16 protein-coding genes are annotated in these 14,651 nt (G+C 60.4%); 7 read left to right on the top strand and 9 right to left on the bottom strand.

What is annotated here, in order from left to right; translation table 11 throughout:
• Window positions 1-108: 108 nt before the first annotated feature.
• The 5 genes from ABQ278_RS01400 to sdhC all read right to left on the bottom strand — a co-directional run bounded on the left by ABQ278_RS01400 (window position 109) and on the right by sdhC (window position 3,957).
• A complete protein-coding gene (locus ABQ278_RS01400; protein WP_349320866.1) occupies window positions 109-429 on the bottom strand; it encodes a 2Fe-2S iron-sulfur cluster-binding protein in 321 nt (106 codons plus the stop codon).
• A gap of 140 nt (window positions 430-569) precedes the next feature.
• On the bottom strand, window positions 570-1,343 hold the full coding sequence (locus tag ABQ278_RS01395) for a succinate dehydrogenase iron-sulfur subunit (protein ID WP_349320865.1): 774 nt from the start codon (window positions 1,341-1,343) through the stop codon (window positions 570-572).
• Between the two features lie 13 nt (window positions 1,344-1,356).
• Window positions 1,357-3,153: a succinate dehydrogenase flavoprotein subunit gene (gene sdhA, locus ABQ278_RS01390; protein WP_349320864.1), complete on the bottom strand. Its 1,797-nt coding sequence runs from the start codon at window positions 3,151-3,153 to the stop codon at window positions 1,357-1,359.
• A gap of 4 nt (window positions 3,154-3,157) precedes the next feature.
• Window positions 3,158-3,544 (bottom strand): succinate dehydrogenase, hydrophobic membrane anchor protein, encoded by a 387-nt coding sequence (gene sdhD / locus ABQ278_RS01385; RefSeq protein ID WP_349320863.1) that lies wholly within the window; start codon window positions 3,542-3,544, stop codon window positions 3,158-3,160.
• Window positions 3,544-3,957 carry a succinate dehydrogenase, cytochrome b556 subunit gene (gene sdhC, locus ABQ278_RS01380; protein ID WP_349320862.1) on the bottom strand — a complete coding sequence of 138 codons (414 nt, stop codon included), beginning with the start codon at window positions 3,955-3,957 and terminating at the stop codon, window positions 3,544-3,546. The genes sdhD and sdhC overlap by 1 nt, the downstream gene beginning before the upstream one ends.
• A gap of 335 nt (window positions 3,958-4,292) precedes the next feature.
• Here sdhC and ABQ278_RS01375 point away from each other — a divergent pair, with 335 nt between their 5' ends.
• Window positions 4,293-4,856 carry a hypothetical protein gene (locus ABQ278_RS01375; protein WP_349320861.1) on the top strand — a complete coding sequence of 188 codons (564 nt, stop codon included), beginning with the start codon at window positions 4,293-4,295 and terminating at the stop codon, window positions 4,854-4,856.
• Window positions 4,857-4,947: 91 nt separating this feature from the next.
• A complete protein-coding gene (locus tag ABQ278_RS01370; protein WP_349320860.1) occupies window positions 4,948-5,568 on the top strand; it encodes a hypothetical protein in 621 nt (206 codons plus the stop codon).
• 2 nt (window positions 5,569-5,570) lie between these two features.
• On the opposite strand, the gene ABQ278_RS01365 is transcribed toward ABQ278_RS01370, so the two are convergent.
• Window positions 5,571-6,428, bottom strand: coding sequence for a LysR family transcriptional regulator (locus ABQ278_RS01365; protein ID WP_349320859.1), 858 nt, complete (start codon window positions 6,426-6,428; stop codon window positions 5,571-5,573).
• Window positions 6,429-6,598: 170 nt separating this feature from the next.
• Here ABQ278_RS01365 and ABQ278_RS01360 point away from each other — a divergent pair, with 170 nt between their 5' ends.
• The 5 genes from ABQ278_RS01360 (at window position 6,599) to ABQ278_RS01340 (ending at window position 12,897) form a co-directional block, all read left to right on the top strand.
• Window positions 6,599-8,143, top strand: coding sequence for a carboxyl transferase domain-containing protein (locus ABQ278_RS01360; protein WP_349322193.1), 1,545 nt, complete (start codon window positions 6,599-6,601; stop codon window positions 8,141-8,143).
• 17 nt (window positions 8,144-8,160) lie between these two features.
• On the top strand, window positions 8,161-8,928 hold the full coding sequence (locus ABQ278_RS01355) for an enoyl-CoA hydratase-related protein (protein ID WP_349320858.1): 768 nt from the start codon (window positions 8,161-8,163) through the stop codon (window positions 8,926-8,928).
• Window positions 8,928-10,637, top strand: coding sequence for an acetyl/propionyl/methylcrotonyl-CoA carboxylase subunit alpha (locus ABQ278_RS01350; protein WP_349320857.1), 1,710 nt, complete (start codon window positions 8,928-8,930; stop codon window positions 10,635-10,637). The genes ABQ278_RS01355 and ABQ278_RS01350 overlap by 1 nt, the downstream gene beginning before the upstream one ends.
• Window positions 10,638-10,825: 188 nt before the next feature.
• A complete protein-coding gene (locus tag ABQ278_RS01345; protein ID WP_349322192.1) occupies window positions 10,826-11,989 on the top strand; it encodes an isovaleryl-CoA dehydrogenase in 1,164 nt (387 codons plus the stop codon).
• Window positions 11,986-12,897 carry a hydroxymethylglutaryl-CoA lyase gene (locus ABQ278_RS01340; RefSeq protein WP_349320856.1) on the top strand — a complete coding sequence of 304 codons (912 nt, stop codon included), beginning with the start codon at window positions 11,986-11,988 and terminating at the stop codon, window positions 12,895-12,897. The genes ABQ278_RS01345 and ABQ278_RS01340 overlap by 4 nt, the downstream gene beginning before the upstream one ends.
• Here ABQ278_RS01340 and ABQ278_RS01335 read toward each other — a convergent pair.
• From ABQ278_RS01335 to ABQ278_RS01325, 3 genes are all read right to left on the bottom strand, one after another.
• Window positions 12,878-13,315: a DUF2177 family protein gene (locus ABQ278_RS01335; RefSeq protein ID WP_349320855.1), complete on the bottom strand. Its 438-nt coding sequence runs from the start codon at window positions 13,313-13,315 to the stop codon at window positions 12,878-12,880. The genes ABQ278_RS01340 and ABQ278_RS01335 overlap by 20 nt on opposite strands.
• A 63-nt stretch (window positions 13,316-13,378) precedes the next feature.
• On the bottom strand, window positions 13,379-14,044 hold the full coding sequence (locus ABQ278_RS01330; RefSeq protein ID WP_349320854.1) for a ChrR family anti-sigma-E factor: 666 nt from the start codon (window positions 14,042-14,044) through the stop codon (window positions 13,379-13,381).
• Window positions 14,041-14,622 carry a sigma-70 family RNA polymerase sigma factor gene (locus ABQ278_RS01325; protein WP_349320853.1) on the bottom strand — a complete coding sequence of 194 codons (582 nt, stop codon included), beginning with the start codon at window positions 14,620-14,622 and terminating at the stop codon, window positions 14,041-14,043. Before ABQ278_RS01325 ends, ABQ278_RS01330 begins: the two co-directional genes overlap by 4 nt.
• Between the last annotated feature and the right edge of the window lie 29 nt (window positions 14,623-14,651).

Here is a 14,651-nt window from a genome sequence, read left to right as displayed (position 1 = left end):
CGTGGTTTCCTTGAAAGGCGTCCAGGGCGACAGCGGAGGCACTGCCGGACGTCACGATATCAGATTGTGAACATTGTTCAATAAAGAACTTGAACGGCGTTCATATTCTTAGTGCTGATTTTCCGGCATACGGACGATCAGGCCGTCCAAGGCGTCCGAAACGATGATCTGGCACGACAGCCGCGATGTCGGCTGGAGGTCGTTGGCGAAATCGAGCATCGACTCTTCCATTACCGAAGCCTTGCCGGTCTTGTCGGCCCAGGCATCATCGACATACACATGGCAGGTGGCGCAGGCGCAGGCGCCGCCGCAATCAGCATCGATGCCGGGGATGTTGTTCTTGACCGCGCCTTCCATGACGCTCTGGCCCGGCTTGACCTCGATAACGTGTTCTTTGCCGTCGTGTTCGATATAGGTGATCTTGGCCATGGGCGTCACTTTAAAAGGCGGAGAGCCGAAGCTAGGCTTCGGCTCGCAAAATAAAAAGCAAAAATTTGCGACGAGCCGTCTCTAGCAAATTTTTTCCTGATGGGAAGGGGCACACGGGGGAAACAAGGTTTCCCCCACGATTACTTCGCGGGCATCATCTTCTTGATCTCGGCGATCGCCTTGGCGGGGTTAAGACCCTTCGGGCAGACCTGAGCGCAGTTCATGATGGTGTGGCAGCGATAGAGCTTGAAGGGATCCTCCAGCGCTTCGAGACGCGCCGTGGTGTTCTCGTCGCGTGAATCCGCCAGCCAACGATAGGCTTGCAGCAGGGCTGCGGGCCCAAGGTACTTGTCCTGGTTCCACCAGTAGCTGGGGCACGAGGTCGAGCAGCAGGCGCACAGAATGCACTCATAAAGGCCGTCGAGCTTGTCACGGTTCGCCGGCGTTTGCAGGCGTTCCTGTTCCGGATCGGGGGTCTTCGATTCCAGCCACGGCTCGATCGAGGCGTACTGGTTGTAGAAGCCCGACAGATCGGGGATCAGGTCTTTCACCACCGGCATGTGCGGCAGGGGCGCGATGGTGATGTCGCCCTTGAACTCGTCGTGGCCCTTGGTGCAGGCCAGGGTGTTGCGACCGCCGATATTCATGGCGCAGGAGCCGCAGATGCCTTCGCGGCATGAGCGGCGGAACGCCAGGGTCGAATCGACGTTGTTCTTGATGTGGATCAGCGAGTTGAGCAGCATCGGGCCGTGATCGGCCGAGTCGACCTCGTAGGTGTCCCAGCGTGGATTTTCACCCGAATCCGGATCGAAGCGATAGATCTTGTAGGTGCGCGTCGTCTTGGTCTTCTTGGCGGCCTTGTAGCGTTTGCCGGCCTTGACTTTCGAGTTGCGGGGAAGGGTCAGTTCAACCATCTGTCATACGCTCCTAGTACACACGCGCTTTAGGCTGGATATAGGCGATATCGTTCGTCATGGTGTAGGTGTGGACCGGGCGGAAATCGGCCTTCACCTGGCCGGACTGGGTGTCGATCCACATCAGGCTGTGCTTCATCCAGACCTCGTCATTACGGTTCGGGAAGTCCTCACGAGCGTGAGCGCCACGGCTTTCCTCTCGGTTAGCGGCCGAATTGACCGTCACCACCGCCTGATTGATCAGGTTGTCATATTCCAGCGCTTCGATCAGGTCAGTGTTCCAGATGATGCCACGATCCTTGATACCGAGATCGTTGGACGCCGTATGGATGGCGTCGAGGCGCGACACGCCCTGCTGCAAGGTCTCGCCGGTGCGGAAGACGGCGGCGTCCTGCTGCATGGCGATCTGCATGTCGAGACGCAGCTTGGCAACCGGCGTCTTGCCGTCAGCGTAGCGGAACGTATCAAGGCGATCGAGGTGCTTCTGGACGACGCTCGGCGCCAATTCCTTGTGCGGCGTGTTCGGCTTGACCAGCTCTTTCGAGCGCAGGCCAGCGGCGCGGCCGAAGACGACGAGGTCGATCAGCGAGTTGGAGCCGAGGCGGTTGGCGCCATGCACCGAGACGCAGGCCGCTTCGCCGACGGCCATCAGGCCGGGCACGACCGTATCGGCATTGTCGCCGACCTTGGTCAGGACTTCGCCGTGATAATTGGTCGGGATACCGCCCATATTGTAGTGGACGGTCGGGATAACCGGGATCGGCTCCTTGGTCACATCAACGCCGGCGAAAATCTTGGCGCTTTCCGAGATGCCCGGCAGACGCTTGTGCAGGATTTCCGGCGGCAGGTGATCAAGGTGGAGGAAGATGTGGTCCTTCTTCGGACCGACGCCACGACCTTCGCGGATTTCCATGGTCATCGAGCGCGACACGACGTCACGCGAAGCCAGGTCTTTCGCCGAGGGAGCGTAGCGCTCCATGAAGCGTTCACCGGCCGAGTTGGTCAGGTAACCGCCCTCGCCGCGCGCGCCTTCGGTAATCAGGCACCCCGAACCATAGATGCCGGTCGGGTGGAACTGCACGAACTCCATGTCCTGCAAAGGCAGGCCGGCGCGCAGCACCATAGCGTTGCCGTCACCGGTGCAGGTGTGGGCCGAGGTGGCCGAGAAATAGGCGCGGCCATAACCGCCGGTCGCCAGAATGACGAGATGGGCGCGGAACACGTGGATGTCGCCGTTGTCGAGCTGCCAGGTGGTAACGCCGCGGCAAACGCCGTCGTCCATGATCAGGTCGAGGGCAAAGTGCTCGATAAAGAACTCGACGTCATTGCGCAGGGACTGGCCATAGAGGGTGTGCAGCATGGCGTGACCGGTGCGGTCGGCAGCGGCGCAGGTGCGCTGCACCGGGCCTTCGCCGAAGTTCTTGGTCATGCCGCCGAAGGGGCGTTGGTAGATCTTGCCATCCTCGGTGCGCGAGAAGGGCACGCCCCAGTGTTCCAGCTCGTAAACGGCCTTGGGGGCGTTACGCACGAGATATTCGATGGCGTCCTGATCGCCAAGCCAGTCCGACCCCTTGACGGTGTCGTACATGTGCCATTCCCACTTGTCTTCGCCCATATTGCCGAGCGACGCGGCGACGCCACCCTGGGCGGCCACGGTGTGCGAGCGGGTCGGGAAGACCTTGGTTATGCAGGCGGTTTTCAGACCGGCCTGACCGGCGCCGAGCGCGGCACGCAGACCGGAACCACCGGCGCCGACCACGACCACGTCATAGTCGTGATAGATGATGTTGTAAGGCTTCTTGGCAGACATGAGCTTACGCCCCCTGATGCAGAACAAAGAGCGCGTAGCCGGTGGCAAGAACGAGAGCCGCACTCAGGAGAAAGGTAAGGAAGATGGAAAAGCCGCGCAGGCCGCCCTGCAGATAGTCATCGATGATGACCTTGACGCCCATATACATGTGCCAGACCGAGATCAGCATGGTAAGCGCGATCAGGCCGGCATTCAGCGGCGCGCGGGCGAAGGCGATAGCGGCATCGAAACCGCCGCCGGCAATCGAATAGGCCGCATAGGCCGCCCAAAGGGTCAGCGGGATCAGGACCAGCGAGGTGCCACGTTCGGCCAGCCATTCGCCGGCGCCGTGGTGGTCGGATTTTTTCCAGGATTTGACGCTCTTGGCGCCGACGTCACGATTGTCGCTCATCAGAGGATCACCTTACCGGTAGCGAAAAGAACCGCCCAGAAGGCGAGGGTGAGAACGACGCCGAGGATCATGGTCCACAAGGCGATCTGGTCGGCCTTCTTCGGCTCGAAGCCGGTGCCGGTGTCCCAGATCAGGTGGCGCAGACCGCCGGTCAAGTGGACGAAGCCGGCCAGTGACAGGCCGAACCAGACCAGAAGACCCAGAGGCGATGAGGCCAGCGTCATGAAGCAGGTATAGGCTTCGCGTCCCATGGCGAGCGCCACCAGCCAGGCGGCGATCAGGATGGCCCCGGCCACCGAGGCAGAGCCGGTGACGCGGTGCATGATCGAGCTGAACATGGTGATGTGCCAGCGCCAGATCTGCAAATGCGGCGAAAGCGGACGGCGGGGAAGCTGTGAGGGCGTCTGAGACATATGATGCGGCCTTAAACCCATGTCTTGTACGGCGCGCGGAAACGCAGCCGGGTACGGTTACACTTGCGGGTCTTTTAGACCCTGAAACGGTGCTGTCAATCAAGCTTTCTATAGAGAAACCGCTTTTTTGCCACAGGGTTGCGCGAACGCTTCGCATCCGCACATCTGGTAGCACTTTCAGGGTTTCACAGAGATGTGACTTAATCTTTAAGGCATGACGTCGCAGCTTCGACAAAATCCTGTGTTTCCCTGATGAGGTGAATGAATTCTTAAGATGCAGGCGCATAGCCTTAAGCTGATGCATCCCCCTCTCCACAGTAGCGAGTGTACCCCTGGTGATTACCTCCCTGATCCTTTCCGCCGCCTTGCTGGCGCAAGACCTGCCCGATAGCCCGCAACCCTATCGGCCAACAACCACGGCTAAAGGCAACGGCCCTGTTGCGCCGGCGACTGGCGGCGGTGTGGGCGTCGACGCCTATCGCCGCGACTACGAAGGCCCGAAAAATTCGCAGGAACTGACCTACGATTCCGGCATCTTCCAGGCCTATGCCTCTAAGGAAAATCAGATCGGCAACATGGAGGGCTCGTGGGTCGTCACCGCCGCCGATGGCCGCAAGCTGGTCGGGCTGGAACTGCGCAGCGAGAACATGGTCAGCGGCCGTCTCGAAGGCGCGTGGCGCTCCATGCTGGCCGGCTTCGGCATGAACAACTCGGGCTTTGTGTCAGACATCACCCTGACCGGCCGCGATCTCGAAGTGAACTATTTCGTCGGCGGTGCGCGTTCCCCCACCATTCTGAACCTGCACAAGGACGTCGATCAGGTGTGGCGCGGCTATATGCTCGATACTAAGGGCGAAAAGACGCCCGTGGTCCTGACGCAGGTGCGTCCCGGCGCGTAAATCTCAAAAAGCGACGAGGCCCTAACGAAAAATTTGCCACAAAGGGATATTACGGTCTAATCTGCCGCTCGGATCAAAACGTGAACAACCTATGTCGCTTATCGCCTACCCCATAGCTTCGGATGCCTATGATATGCTCGCCTTCCTCAAGGCGGGTCATAAAGAGTCGTGGCCGCAGCGCGCTGTGCGCGAGAAAGAAGCCGAAGCGCGGGCCGAAGCACGCGTCACCTTTGTGACCCAGGCTGTGGGCCCGCTGTATGAGAGTCGCGATGAAGCGCTGAACGCTTACAAGGGCCTTGTTGAGGACGACCGAAAGGATCACGCCTTTACACCTGCGGCTGAGGACCGTTTCTGCACCCTGGTCTGCCGACCGCGCGATGCGCTGCGGGGCAAGCCCAAGGCGATAAAACCCGTGTTCAGCGAAGGCGAGCGCTGGCCGAAAGCCAAAGCCCCGATAGCCACCGTGTGGCAATTGTCGCTCAGCTACTGGAAGATCATGACCGTGGCGCAGGTTAAGGCGGCGGGCCTCGCGCCGGTCGGCCAGGCGCGGCATTTGCGCAAGAAAGCCAATGGCAAAGACCTGACGCCGGAAGAGATTGCGGCCCTGTCGCAGAGCCCGCTGCTGGCGGCGCGTCCGCAAAAAGCGCTCGACTTCGGACTGTTCGATTTTCCGCTACCGGAGAACCCGGCCATCATCATCGCGGATGAATAGCCCTAGCCTCGCCGGTAAAACGGCCTTGTAAACCCTGTAAAGGCCTCCGCTGTGTCCTTCAGGCGCTGCGGTAAACTGAAGCGTGGCAGGAAAAGCGCCACAGTGCGGCGGGGATTGAAGCCCTTCATCGGGATGCGCACCACATCGGGTGCCGTGTAGCTCTCCGGCATAACGGTGATGCCGACGCCCGCCCCCACCATGCTGAGCGCGCGTTCATCCTGCGCCGTGCGATAAACCAGCGGCGGCCGGACATTGCGATCGGTGAAATGGCGGCTGGTCTCCGACAGCACCTCGCAGCGCGAGCGCACGATCATCGACTCATTGGCCAGATCCTCACCGCGAATGATGCGCTCTGCGGCCAGACGATGCTGGCGCGACAGGGCCAGTTGATAGCCTTCCTCGAACAAGGCAAGGCTGGTGTCATCCTCAACACGGCGCAGGGATAGCGCGAAGTCGATGCCTCGCTCATCAAGACGATTGAGCAGTTCCTGTTCGGTGCCGTCGAACAGGTCGAAACGGATACCGGGGTGAGCGGCGGCAAAGCCGACCAGCAGGCGGGCCACCAAGGCCGATGGCAAGGTTTGCAACACACCCAGACGCAGCACATCGGCCTGATCTGTCTGGGCAATCTCGGCCGACGCCATATTGACCTCGTGCAGGATCGCCTTGGCGCGGGGCAGGAAACGCGCACCGGCCGTGGTCAGCGATACCCGCTTGTTGTTGCGGATAAAAAGCGCGACGCCGATCTGGTCTTCCAGCCGCTTGATACCCGCCGACAGCGTTGGCTGGGTGATCAGGCAGGCGCCCGCCGCCTTGGTGAAACTGCCGGTCTCGACCACGGCCAGAAAATAGCGCAGCAAGTACAGTTCCATTGATAAATACTTTCTATGATTAGAATAGTTATTATCAATTTTTCCAATTCATGAAAAGGGCGTATTTTCGCATGGAGTTTACACAAGCAGGGCTTATGAGTGTTTTCAAAAGCGAGATCGATACGGCGTCAGACGCCTTCATCGCCAACGCCGCCGCCATGATGGCTATGGTCGATGATCTGCGCCAAATATCCGCACAGATCGCGCTTGGCGGTTCGCCGGCAGCGCGTGACAAGCACACGCAGCGCGGCAAGCTGCTGCCACGCGACCGGATTAATGGCCTGCTCGATCCCGGTTCGCCCTTCCTTGAACTGTCAGCGATGGCGGCCCACAAGGTTTATGACGACGTGGTGCCAGCGGCCGGCCTGATCACCGGCATCGGCCGCATCAACGGCCAGGAATGCGTCATTGTCTGCAACGACGCCACTGTAAAAGGCGGCACCTACTACCCCCTCACCGTCAAGAAGCACCTGCGCGCGCAGGAAATCGCCCAGACCAACAACCTGCCGTGCGTCTACATGGTCGATTCCGGCGGCGCCAACCTGCCCAATCAGGACGAGGTGTTTCCGGACAAGGACGATTTCGGCCGCATCTTCTTCAATCAGGCGCAGATGTCCGCCAGGGGCATCCCCCAGATCGCCGTGGTCATGGGCTCCTGCACCGCCGGCGGCGCCTATGTGCCGGCCATGTCGGATGAGTTGGTCATCGTGCAAAAGCAGGGCACGATCTTTCTGGCCGGCCCGCCGCTGGTGAAAGCCGCCACAGGTGAGATCGTGACTTCGGAAGACCTAGGCGGCGGCGACGTCCATGCGCGGATTTCCGGTGTGGTCGATCACCTGGCCGCCAATGATGCCGATGCGCTCGCCATTACCCGCCGTATCGTCAGCCACCTCAACCGGACAAAAAAGGTCGATCTGGCGACAAGGCCTGTGGTCGAACCTGTGTATGACGCTGAGACGCTTTATGGCATCATTCCCGCCGATAGCCGCCAGCCCTATGATGTGCGTGAGGTGATCGCGCGGCTGGTCGATGGCTCCGAATTCGACGAATTCAAAAAGCTTTACGGCGAAACCCTGGTCTGCGGTTTTGCGCATCTTTACGGTTATCCTGTCGGGATTGTCGCCAACAATGGCGTGCTGTTTTCCGAGAGCGCGCTGAAAGGTTCTCATTTTATAGAACTGTGTTGTCAGCGCGGCATTCCGTTGATTTTTCTGCAAAATATCAACGGCTTCATGGTGGGCCGGCACTATGAGAACGAAGGCATCGCCCGCCATGGCGCCAAGATGGTGACCGCCGTCGCCTGCGCCAATGTGCCGAAATTCACCGTCATTATCGGCGGGAGCTACGGCGCCGGTAATTACGGCATGTGCGGGCGCGCCTACGATCCGCGCTTTCTGTGGATGTGGCCCAATGCGCGTATCTCGGTCATGGGTGGCGAACAGGCGGCCAATGTGCTGGCCACCGTCAAACGCGACGGTATCGAAGCTAAAGGCGGTCAGTGGAGCGCCGAGGATGAAGCCGCCTTCAAGACCCCGATCCGCGACACCTACGAAGCGCAGGGTCACCCCTATTACGCCTCCGCGCGCCTGTGGGACGATGGCGTCATCGATCCAGCCGATACCCGTCGCATTTTGGGCCTGGGACTATCCGCCGCATTGAATGCGCCCATCGCACCCACCACCTTTGGTGTCTTCAGGATGTAACCAACAAGGAAACCACCATGCAGGATATCACCGTAGACGCCGACGAACGTGGCGTGGTCCGCGTCACCCTCAACCGCCCCGCCGTTCATAACGCTTTCAATGAAGGCATGATCGGCGAACTGACCGACGCCTTCACCGATCTGGGCAAGCAAGACGGCGTGCGCGTTATCGTGCTGGCCGGCAATGGCGCCAGTTTCTCCGCCGGCGCCGACCTTAACTGGATGCAGCGCGGCGCTGAGCAGGACGAATACGCCAACCGCGAGGATGCCCAGGGGATGGCGAAGATGTTCGATACGCTCAATACCTGCCCCAAGCCGGTGATCGGTCTGGTGCAGAGCGCGGCCTTTGGCGGCGGCATCGGGCTGATTGCCTGCTGCGATATCGTCATCGCCCAGCCGGAAACGATGTTCGGCCTGACGGAAGTGCGGCTGGGGCTGATTCCTGCGGTGATTTCCCCCTTTGTCATCGCCAAGATCGGTCAATCGGCGGCGCGACGCTATATGCTAACCGGTGAGCGCTTTTCCGCCGCAGAAGCCCTGCGCATCGGTCTGATCCACGAAGTGTCCAGCGCCCTGGAAGCGGAGGGTGCCAAGGTGGTGGAGGCCTTGCTCGCAGGTGGTCCGGAAGCCATCCCCGACGCCAAGGACCTGATCAGCGACATCACCAGAATGGATGACAAGGCAGATATGACCTCCCACCGCATCGCCACGCGGCGCGCCTCCGACGAAGGCCGCGAAGGCATCAGCGCGTTTTTAGCTAAGCGCAAACCCAACTGGACCTCTTGATGTTCAAAAAGATCCTGATCGCCAATCGCGGAGAAATCGCCCGCCGCATCATCCGCACCTGTAAGCGGATGAATGTGCAGACGGTCGCGGTCTATTCCGAGGCTGACGCCCGCGCCGCCTTCGTGCGCGAGGCCGACCACGCCGTGCTGATTGGCCCGGCGGCGGCTAGCGACAGCTATCTGCGCGGCGATCGGATCATGGCGGTGGCGCTGGAAACCGGCGCCGAAGCTATCCATCCCGGCTATGGTTTCCTGTCGGAAAACGCTGATTTCGCCGAAGCATGCGAGGCGGCGGGGCTGACCTTTATCGGCCCGCGTCCCGACGCCATCCGCGCCATGGCGCTGAAAGGCGCGGCCAAGGCCCTGATGACGGCAGCGGGCGTACCCGTGACGCCCGGCTATCATGACAATGATCAGGACACGGATCATCTTGCCAAAGAGGCTGCGCGGATCGACTATCCCGTGTTGATCAAGGCGGTAGCTGGCGGCGGCGGCAAGGGGATGCGGCGCGTCGATGCGGCAGTGGATTTTGTCGATGCGCTGCTTTCGGCACAACGCGAAGGTCAGGCGGCGTTTGGTGATCCCATGGTGCTGATCGAGAAATATCTGGAGGTGCCGCGCCATATCGAGATCCAGTTGTTCGCCGACGAACACGGCAACGTGGTGCACCTGTTCGAGCGCGATTGCTCGCTACAACGCCGCCACCAGAAGGTGATCGAGGAAGCCCCGGCGCCCAACCTGCCGGACGCCATGCGGCAGGCCATGGGACAGGCGGCGGTCAAAGCGGCACAGGCCATTCAGTATCGCGGCGCCGGCACGGTCGAATTCATTGTTGATGTGTCAAAGGGCATCGAAGGCGCGCCGTTCTATTTCATGGAAATGAATACTCGCCTTCAGGTCGAGCATTCGGTGACCGAGGCGATCACGGGGCTTGATCTGGTCGAATGGCAGTTGCGCGTGGCGGCGGGCGAACCCCTGCCCAAGACGCAAGAAGACCTGACGATCACCGGCCATGCCATCGAGGCGCGGCTCTATGCTGAAGATCCGCAGAACGACTTTTTACCGGCGACCGGCACGCTGGAACGACTGGAGTTTCCGCCATCGGCCCGCATCGAATCCGCGGTTGAACAGGGCGATGAGGTCAGCGTGTTTTATGACCCGATGATTGCCAAGATCATCGTCCATGGCAAGGACCGCAAGCAGGCCCTGAGCCGTATGCGTGAGGCGCTGATCGAGACAAAATTGCGTGGACTGGCGACCAATCTCGGCTTTCTGCGCCGTGTGGTATCCGATGAAGCCTTCGCGGCGGCCGAGATCGACACCGGCTTTATCGCCCGTCATCAGGAACGCCTGCTAGCGCCCTGGGCCGACAGCGAGATGGCGCCATCACCGGCCGATCCGACCTCGCCATGGAACGATATCACCGGCTGGATACTCAATCTGCCATCGCGCGCGCCATTGAATTTGAAAGCCGAGGCCGGCGAAGAAATGATCGCTTCCGGCGACATCAAGGCACCGATGCCCGGCAAGCTGCTCGATGTGTTCGTAACAGCTGGAGAGACGGTCGAGAAGGGCCAAAAGCTTCTGATCCTCGGCGCCATGAAGATCGAACACACTATGAAGGCGCCTAAGGCGGGCTTGGTGCGGGCTGTTCATGCAGCGACCGGTGATCAAGTGGCCGATAAGGCCGTTCTGGTCGAGATTGAGTGAAGGAAAGGGAATCCACAGATTGCACAGATTGACACAGATTAAGAGAGCGCTCTCGCGCTCAATCAAGCGGCCATTCGGCACGCCGCATGAAATTAAAGAACTGAAAAATATGTGTTAATCTGTGAAATCTGTGGATTCCTCTCTTAAAACAAAGGCCCGGCAAGCGGGCAGAAGGAAAACAGGCGATGATCGATTTCCCTCATCTGCAATTCGGCCATGGCGAGGACATCGAGTCCTTGCGCGAAGGGGTGCGCAGGTTCGCCGAGATCGAGATTGCGCCGCTGGCCGCAGAGGCCGACAGCGATGATCAATTCCCCATGCACCTGTGGCGCAAGATGGGGGATATGGGCGTGCTTGGCCTGACCGCGCCGGAAGCGTTCGGCGGTGCCAATATGGGTTATCTGGCGCACACAATCGCCATGGAAGAAATCTCCCGCGCTTCGGCCTCGATAGGCTTGTCTTACGGCGCGCATTCCAACCTCTGCGTCAACCAGATCGTCCGTAACGGTAATGACGCCCAGAAAGCGAGATATCTGCCCAAGCTGATTTCCGGCGAGCACATCGGCGCCCTGGCCATGTCGGAAACCGGCGCCGGTTCGGACGTCGTGTCCATGAAACTGCGCGCCGACAAAAAGGGCGACCGCTACATTCTCAACGGCTCGAAAATGTGGATCACCAATGGCCCCGACGCCGACACGCTGGTCGTCTACGCCAAGACCGATCCCGCCGCCGGTTCGAAAGGCATGACGGCCTTCCTGATCGAAAAGGGCTTTGCCGGCTTCGCGGTGGCGCAGAAGCTCGACAAGCTGGGCATGCGCGGATCGCATACCGGCGAGCTTGTTTTCACCGATTGCGAGGTGCCAGAGGAGAATGTTCTGGGCACCGTCGGTCGCGGCGCAAGCGTGCTGATGTCGGGGCTCGATTATGAGCGTGTCGTGTTGTCCGGCGGACCACTCGGCATCATGCGCGCCTGCCTCGATGTGGTGATCCCCTATATCCACGAGCGCGAACAGTTCGGTAGCCCCATCGGCACCTTCCAACTCATGCAGGGCAAGATCGCCGACATGTATTCGACCTGGGCTGCCTGCCGCGCCTATGTCTATGCCGTGGCGCAGGCCTGCGATCGCGGTGAAACCACGCGCAAGGACGCCGCCGGCTGCATTCTTTACGCCGCCGAAAAAGCGACCTGGATGGCGGGAGAGGCCATTCAATGTCTTGGCGGCAACGGCTATACCCATGATTATCCTGCCGGCCGGCTATGGCGCGACGCCAAGCTCTATGAGATCGGCGCCGGTACATCGGAAATCCGCCGGATGCTAATCGGTCGGGAGCTGTTTGAGGAAACAAGATGAGGCCGTCAAAAATCAAGCTCTATGAAGTCGGGCCGCGCGACGGACTGCAAGCCGAGGCGCATATGGTCACGGTCGAGGACAAGATCACGCTGATCGATCTCCTGACCCATAGCGGCCTGAGCTCTATCGAGGCGGCCAGTTTTGTATCCGCGAAACGGGTGCCGCAAATGGCCGATGCGGCGGCGGTCATGGCCGGCATAGGGCGCGCTCCCCGCACCACCTACCCCGTCCTGACGCCCAATCTGCAGGGCTATGAAGCGGCGCGCGACGCCAGGGCCGATGTGGTGGCCATTTTCGGCGCGGCTTCGGAGACCTTCAGCCAGCGCAATATCAACTGCTCCATTGATGAGAGCCTGGAGCGCTTCGGCATGGTGACACAATCGGCGCGGGCGCAGGGCATCCGCGTGCGCGGCTATGTTTCGACCGTCATCGCCTGTCCTTATGAAGGCCCCATTGATCCGGAAAAGGTCGCCGAGGTGGCGGTGAAAATGCTCGATCTTGGCTGCTATGAAATCAGTCTGGGCGACACCATCGGCGTCGGCACGCCGTCTGATGTTGAGCGACTGCTCGATGTCGTTACCGCGCGTGTGCCGCGCGAGAAACTGGCCGTCCATTTCCATGACACCTACGGTCAGGCCCTGGCCAACATCCTGACCTCGCTCGATTACGGAATTACTACCATAAACTCCTCAGTGGGTGGGCTCGGCGGCTGTCCCTATGCGCCCGGCGCCAGTGGTAATGTGGCGACCGAAGACGTGCTCTATATGCTGAACGGGCTGGGCATAGATACCTGTGTCGATATCGACGAGGTGGTGCGCGCGGCATGGTTCATTTCGGATGTGCTTGGCCGGCCGCCGCGTTCCAAGGTGGCTAACGCTATGGGCCGACCTAGCGGACCCAACCCATAACCTTGAGCAGGAAGGCCGAACCGCAAGCGGTGACCAGCGTGACCAGCGTGCCCCATGACATATCGATGAGGCTGAGGCGCAGAGGCCAGCCATTGATGGCGGCAAGCCCGGTCAGATTATAGGTGCCATAGGCCACCAGCCCGAACAGGCCAGCCTTGATCGCCAGATTGACCAGAGAGACGTGACCGGAACCGCCGAAAAGTGCTGGCCCAAAAAGCGCTGGCCATGTCACCAGGTAAGTCAGGCCAAAAACATAAAGCACATAGAAGATGGCGGCTGGAGTGAGGTCCGGTTTGGCGCGCATCATGCCGCCCATGGCAGGGCGGTAAAGGCTGTCCCCCATGGTTGTCAGCCAGATAAAATCGAGCACGCCGAGGATAACGAAACTGATGCCGTAAAGGGCCGCGAAGTTTTTCATGCCTGGCGCTTTCCAAAAAGTGTGACGCATTTTTCAGATGAAAAAGCACGTAAAAGCAAAAGCTTAGATCCGCGCAACGGGTTTGAGAAGCCAGCCCAGCCAGGTTTGCGGGATGATGGCAGCTTCCTGCGCCACCAGACACAGGCAATCGACATCGCCTTCCATAATCGGATTGTGCCGGTCGTCGCTGTCGTCGCACATGGCGAAATCACCACGCTCGTAGCGGCCTTTATGGTCGACATAGGTGCCTTGCAGCATGACGGTGATTTCACGGCCGCGATGGGTATGGTTCGGCATAGCCATGCCCGCCTTGACGTACATCAGATAGGTCTTGGCGCCCTTGGCGGCTTCCGGCAGATCGACCGGCGCCAGCCAGACACCGGGCGCGACCCAGTAACGGTTTTTCACGCGCACCTGTTTCAGCGAGTCCGGCAACTCGAAACCGTCCAGGAAGGCGGGCTGCTTCACCAGCTTTGCCACCGGCGCCGGTCGCGCATTCTCCGGACGCTCGATACGGGCGAGCGCCAGATCCAGCGCACTCTCGGACAGGGCAACGCCGTCTATCTCGTTGAGCATGGCGCTACCGACGGCGCTGAAAAGCTGCAGATCGGCGCGGCAATGCGGGCATAGCTCAAGATGGGTCGCCACGCTCAGGCGCAGGCCGGGCGCCAGCGCGCCACGAAAATAATCCCACAAAAGGTCTTCACCGGGATGGTGAACGGTACTCATACTGTATCTCCGGAACGGGACGTATCGCCAAAAGCCGTGCGCAGGCGGGTCATCGCCAGGCGCAGGCGGGATTTGACGGTTCCCAGGGGTATGGACAAGGCCTTGGCGATATCGCCATGTGACAGGTCCTCGTAAAAAGACAGACGCAGAATGGTTTTCTGCTCGGGCGGCAAGGTTTCCAGCAGATGCGTGATATTGCTGGCCGCCTGAGCATCGACCAGCAGGTCATCGGCGCCCTTTTCCTTTTCGGATTGCCACAGATCTTCCGGCAATTCCTTGACGCGCTTGGCCTTGCGCGCCGCATCGATGCGCAGATTACGGGCGATGGAATATATCCAGGTCACCGCCGTCGCCTTGGAGGCATCGAACAGGTGCGCCTTGCGCCACACATTGAGCAGGGCCTCCTGCGCCAGATCTTCGGCTTCCTGCGCCGTCATGCCCTGCCCCATCACGAATGCCTTGAGCTTGGGGGCAAAGCGCGTAAAGAGGGCGGCATAGGCGGCGCGATCCTTTTCCGAGGCAATGCGCGCGATGAGCATTTCCGCAGATTGGGTGTCTTCCGAAGGCATGACTGTCATGCGAGCAGAAGACCCGATTGTGAGGGCGC

The sequence above is a fragment of the Asticcacaulis sp. MM231 genome (assembly GCF_964186625.1).
In the GTDB taxonomy this organism is placed as follows: domain Bacteria; phylum Pseudomonadota; class Alphaproteobacteria; order Caulobacterales; family Caulobacteraceae; genus Asticcacaulis.
This window is presented reverse-complemented; position numbering and strand designations above follow the sequence as displayed.

Coding starts and splice junctions, on each gene's coding strand:
- ABQ278_RS01335 (WP_349320855.1), bottom strand. CDS start 13,315: ATGAAAAACTTCGCGGCCCTTTACGGCATCAGTTTCGTTATCCTCGGC.
- sdhC (WP_349320862.1), bottom strand. CDS start 3,957: ATGTCTCAGACGCCCTCACAGCTTCCCCGCCGTCCGCTTTCGCCGCAT.
- ABQ278_RS01325 (WP_349320853.1), bottom strand. CDS start 14,622: ATGACAGTCATGCCTTCGGAAGACACCCAATCTGCGGAAATGCTCATC.
- ABQ278_RS01370 (WP_349320860.1), top strand. CDS start 4,948: ATGTCGCTTATCGCCTACCCCATAGCTTCGGATGCCTATGATATGCTC.
- ABQ278_RS01395 (WP_349320865.1), bottom strand. CDS start 1,343: ATGGTTGAACTGACCCTTCCCCGCAACTCGAAAGTCAAGGCCGGCAAA.
- sdhD (WP_349320863.1), bottom strand. CDS start 3,544: ATGAGCGACAATCGTGACGTCGGCGCCAAGAGCGTCAAATCCTGGAAA.
- ABQ278_RS01340 (WP_349320856.1), top strand. CDS start 11,986: ATGAGGCCGTCAAAAATCAAGCTCTATGAAGTCGGGCCGCGCGACGGA.
- ABQ278_RS01330 (WP_349320854.1), bottom strand. CDS start 14,044: ATGAGTACCGTTCACCATCCCGGTGAAGACCTTTTGTGGGATTATTTT.
- ABQ278_RS01355 (WP_349320858.1), top strand. CDS start 8,161: ATGCAGGATATCACCGTAGACGCCGACGAACGTGGCGTGGTCCGCGTC.
- ABQ278_RS01400 (WP_349320866.1), bottom strand. CDS start 429: ATGGCCAAGATCACCTATATCGAACACGACGGCAAAGAACACGTTATC.
- ABQ278_RS01350 (WP_349320857.1), top strand. CDS start 8,928: ATGTTCAAAAAGATCCTGATCGCCAATCGCGGAGAAATCGCCCGCCGC.
- ABQ278_RS01360 (WP_349322193.1), top strand. CDS start 6,599: ATGATGGCTATGGTCGATGATCTGCGCCAAATATCCGCACAGATCGCG.
- sdhA (WP_349320864.1), bottom strand. CDS start 3,153: ATGTCTGCCAAGAAGCCTTACAACATCATCTATCACGACTATGACGTG.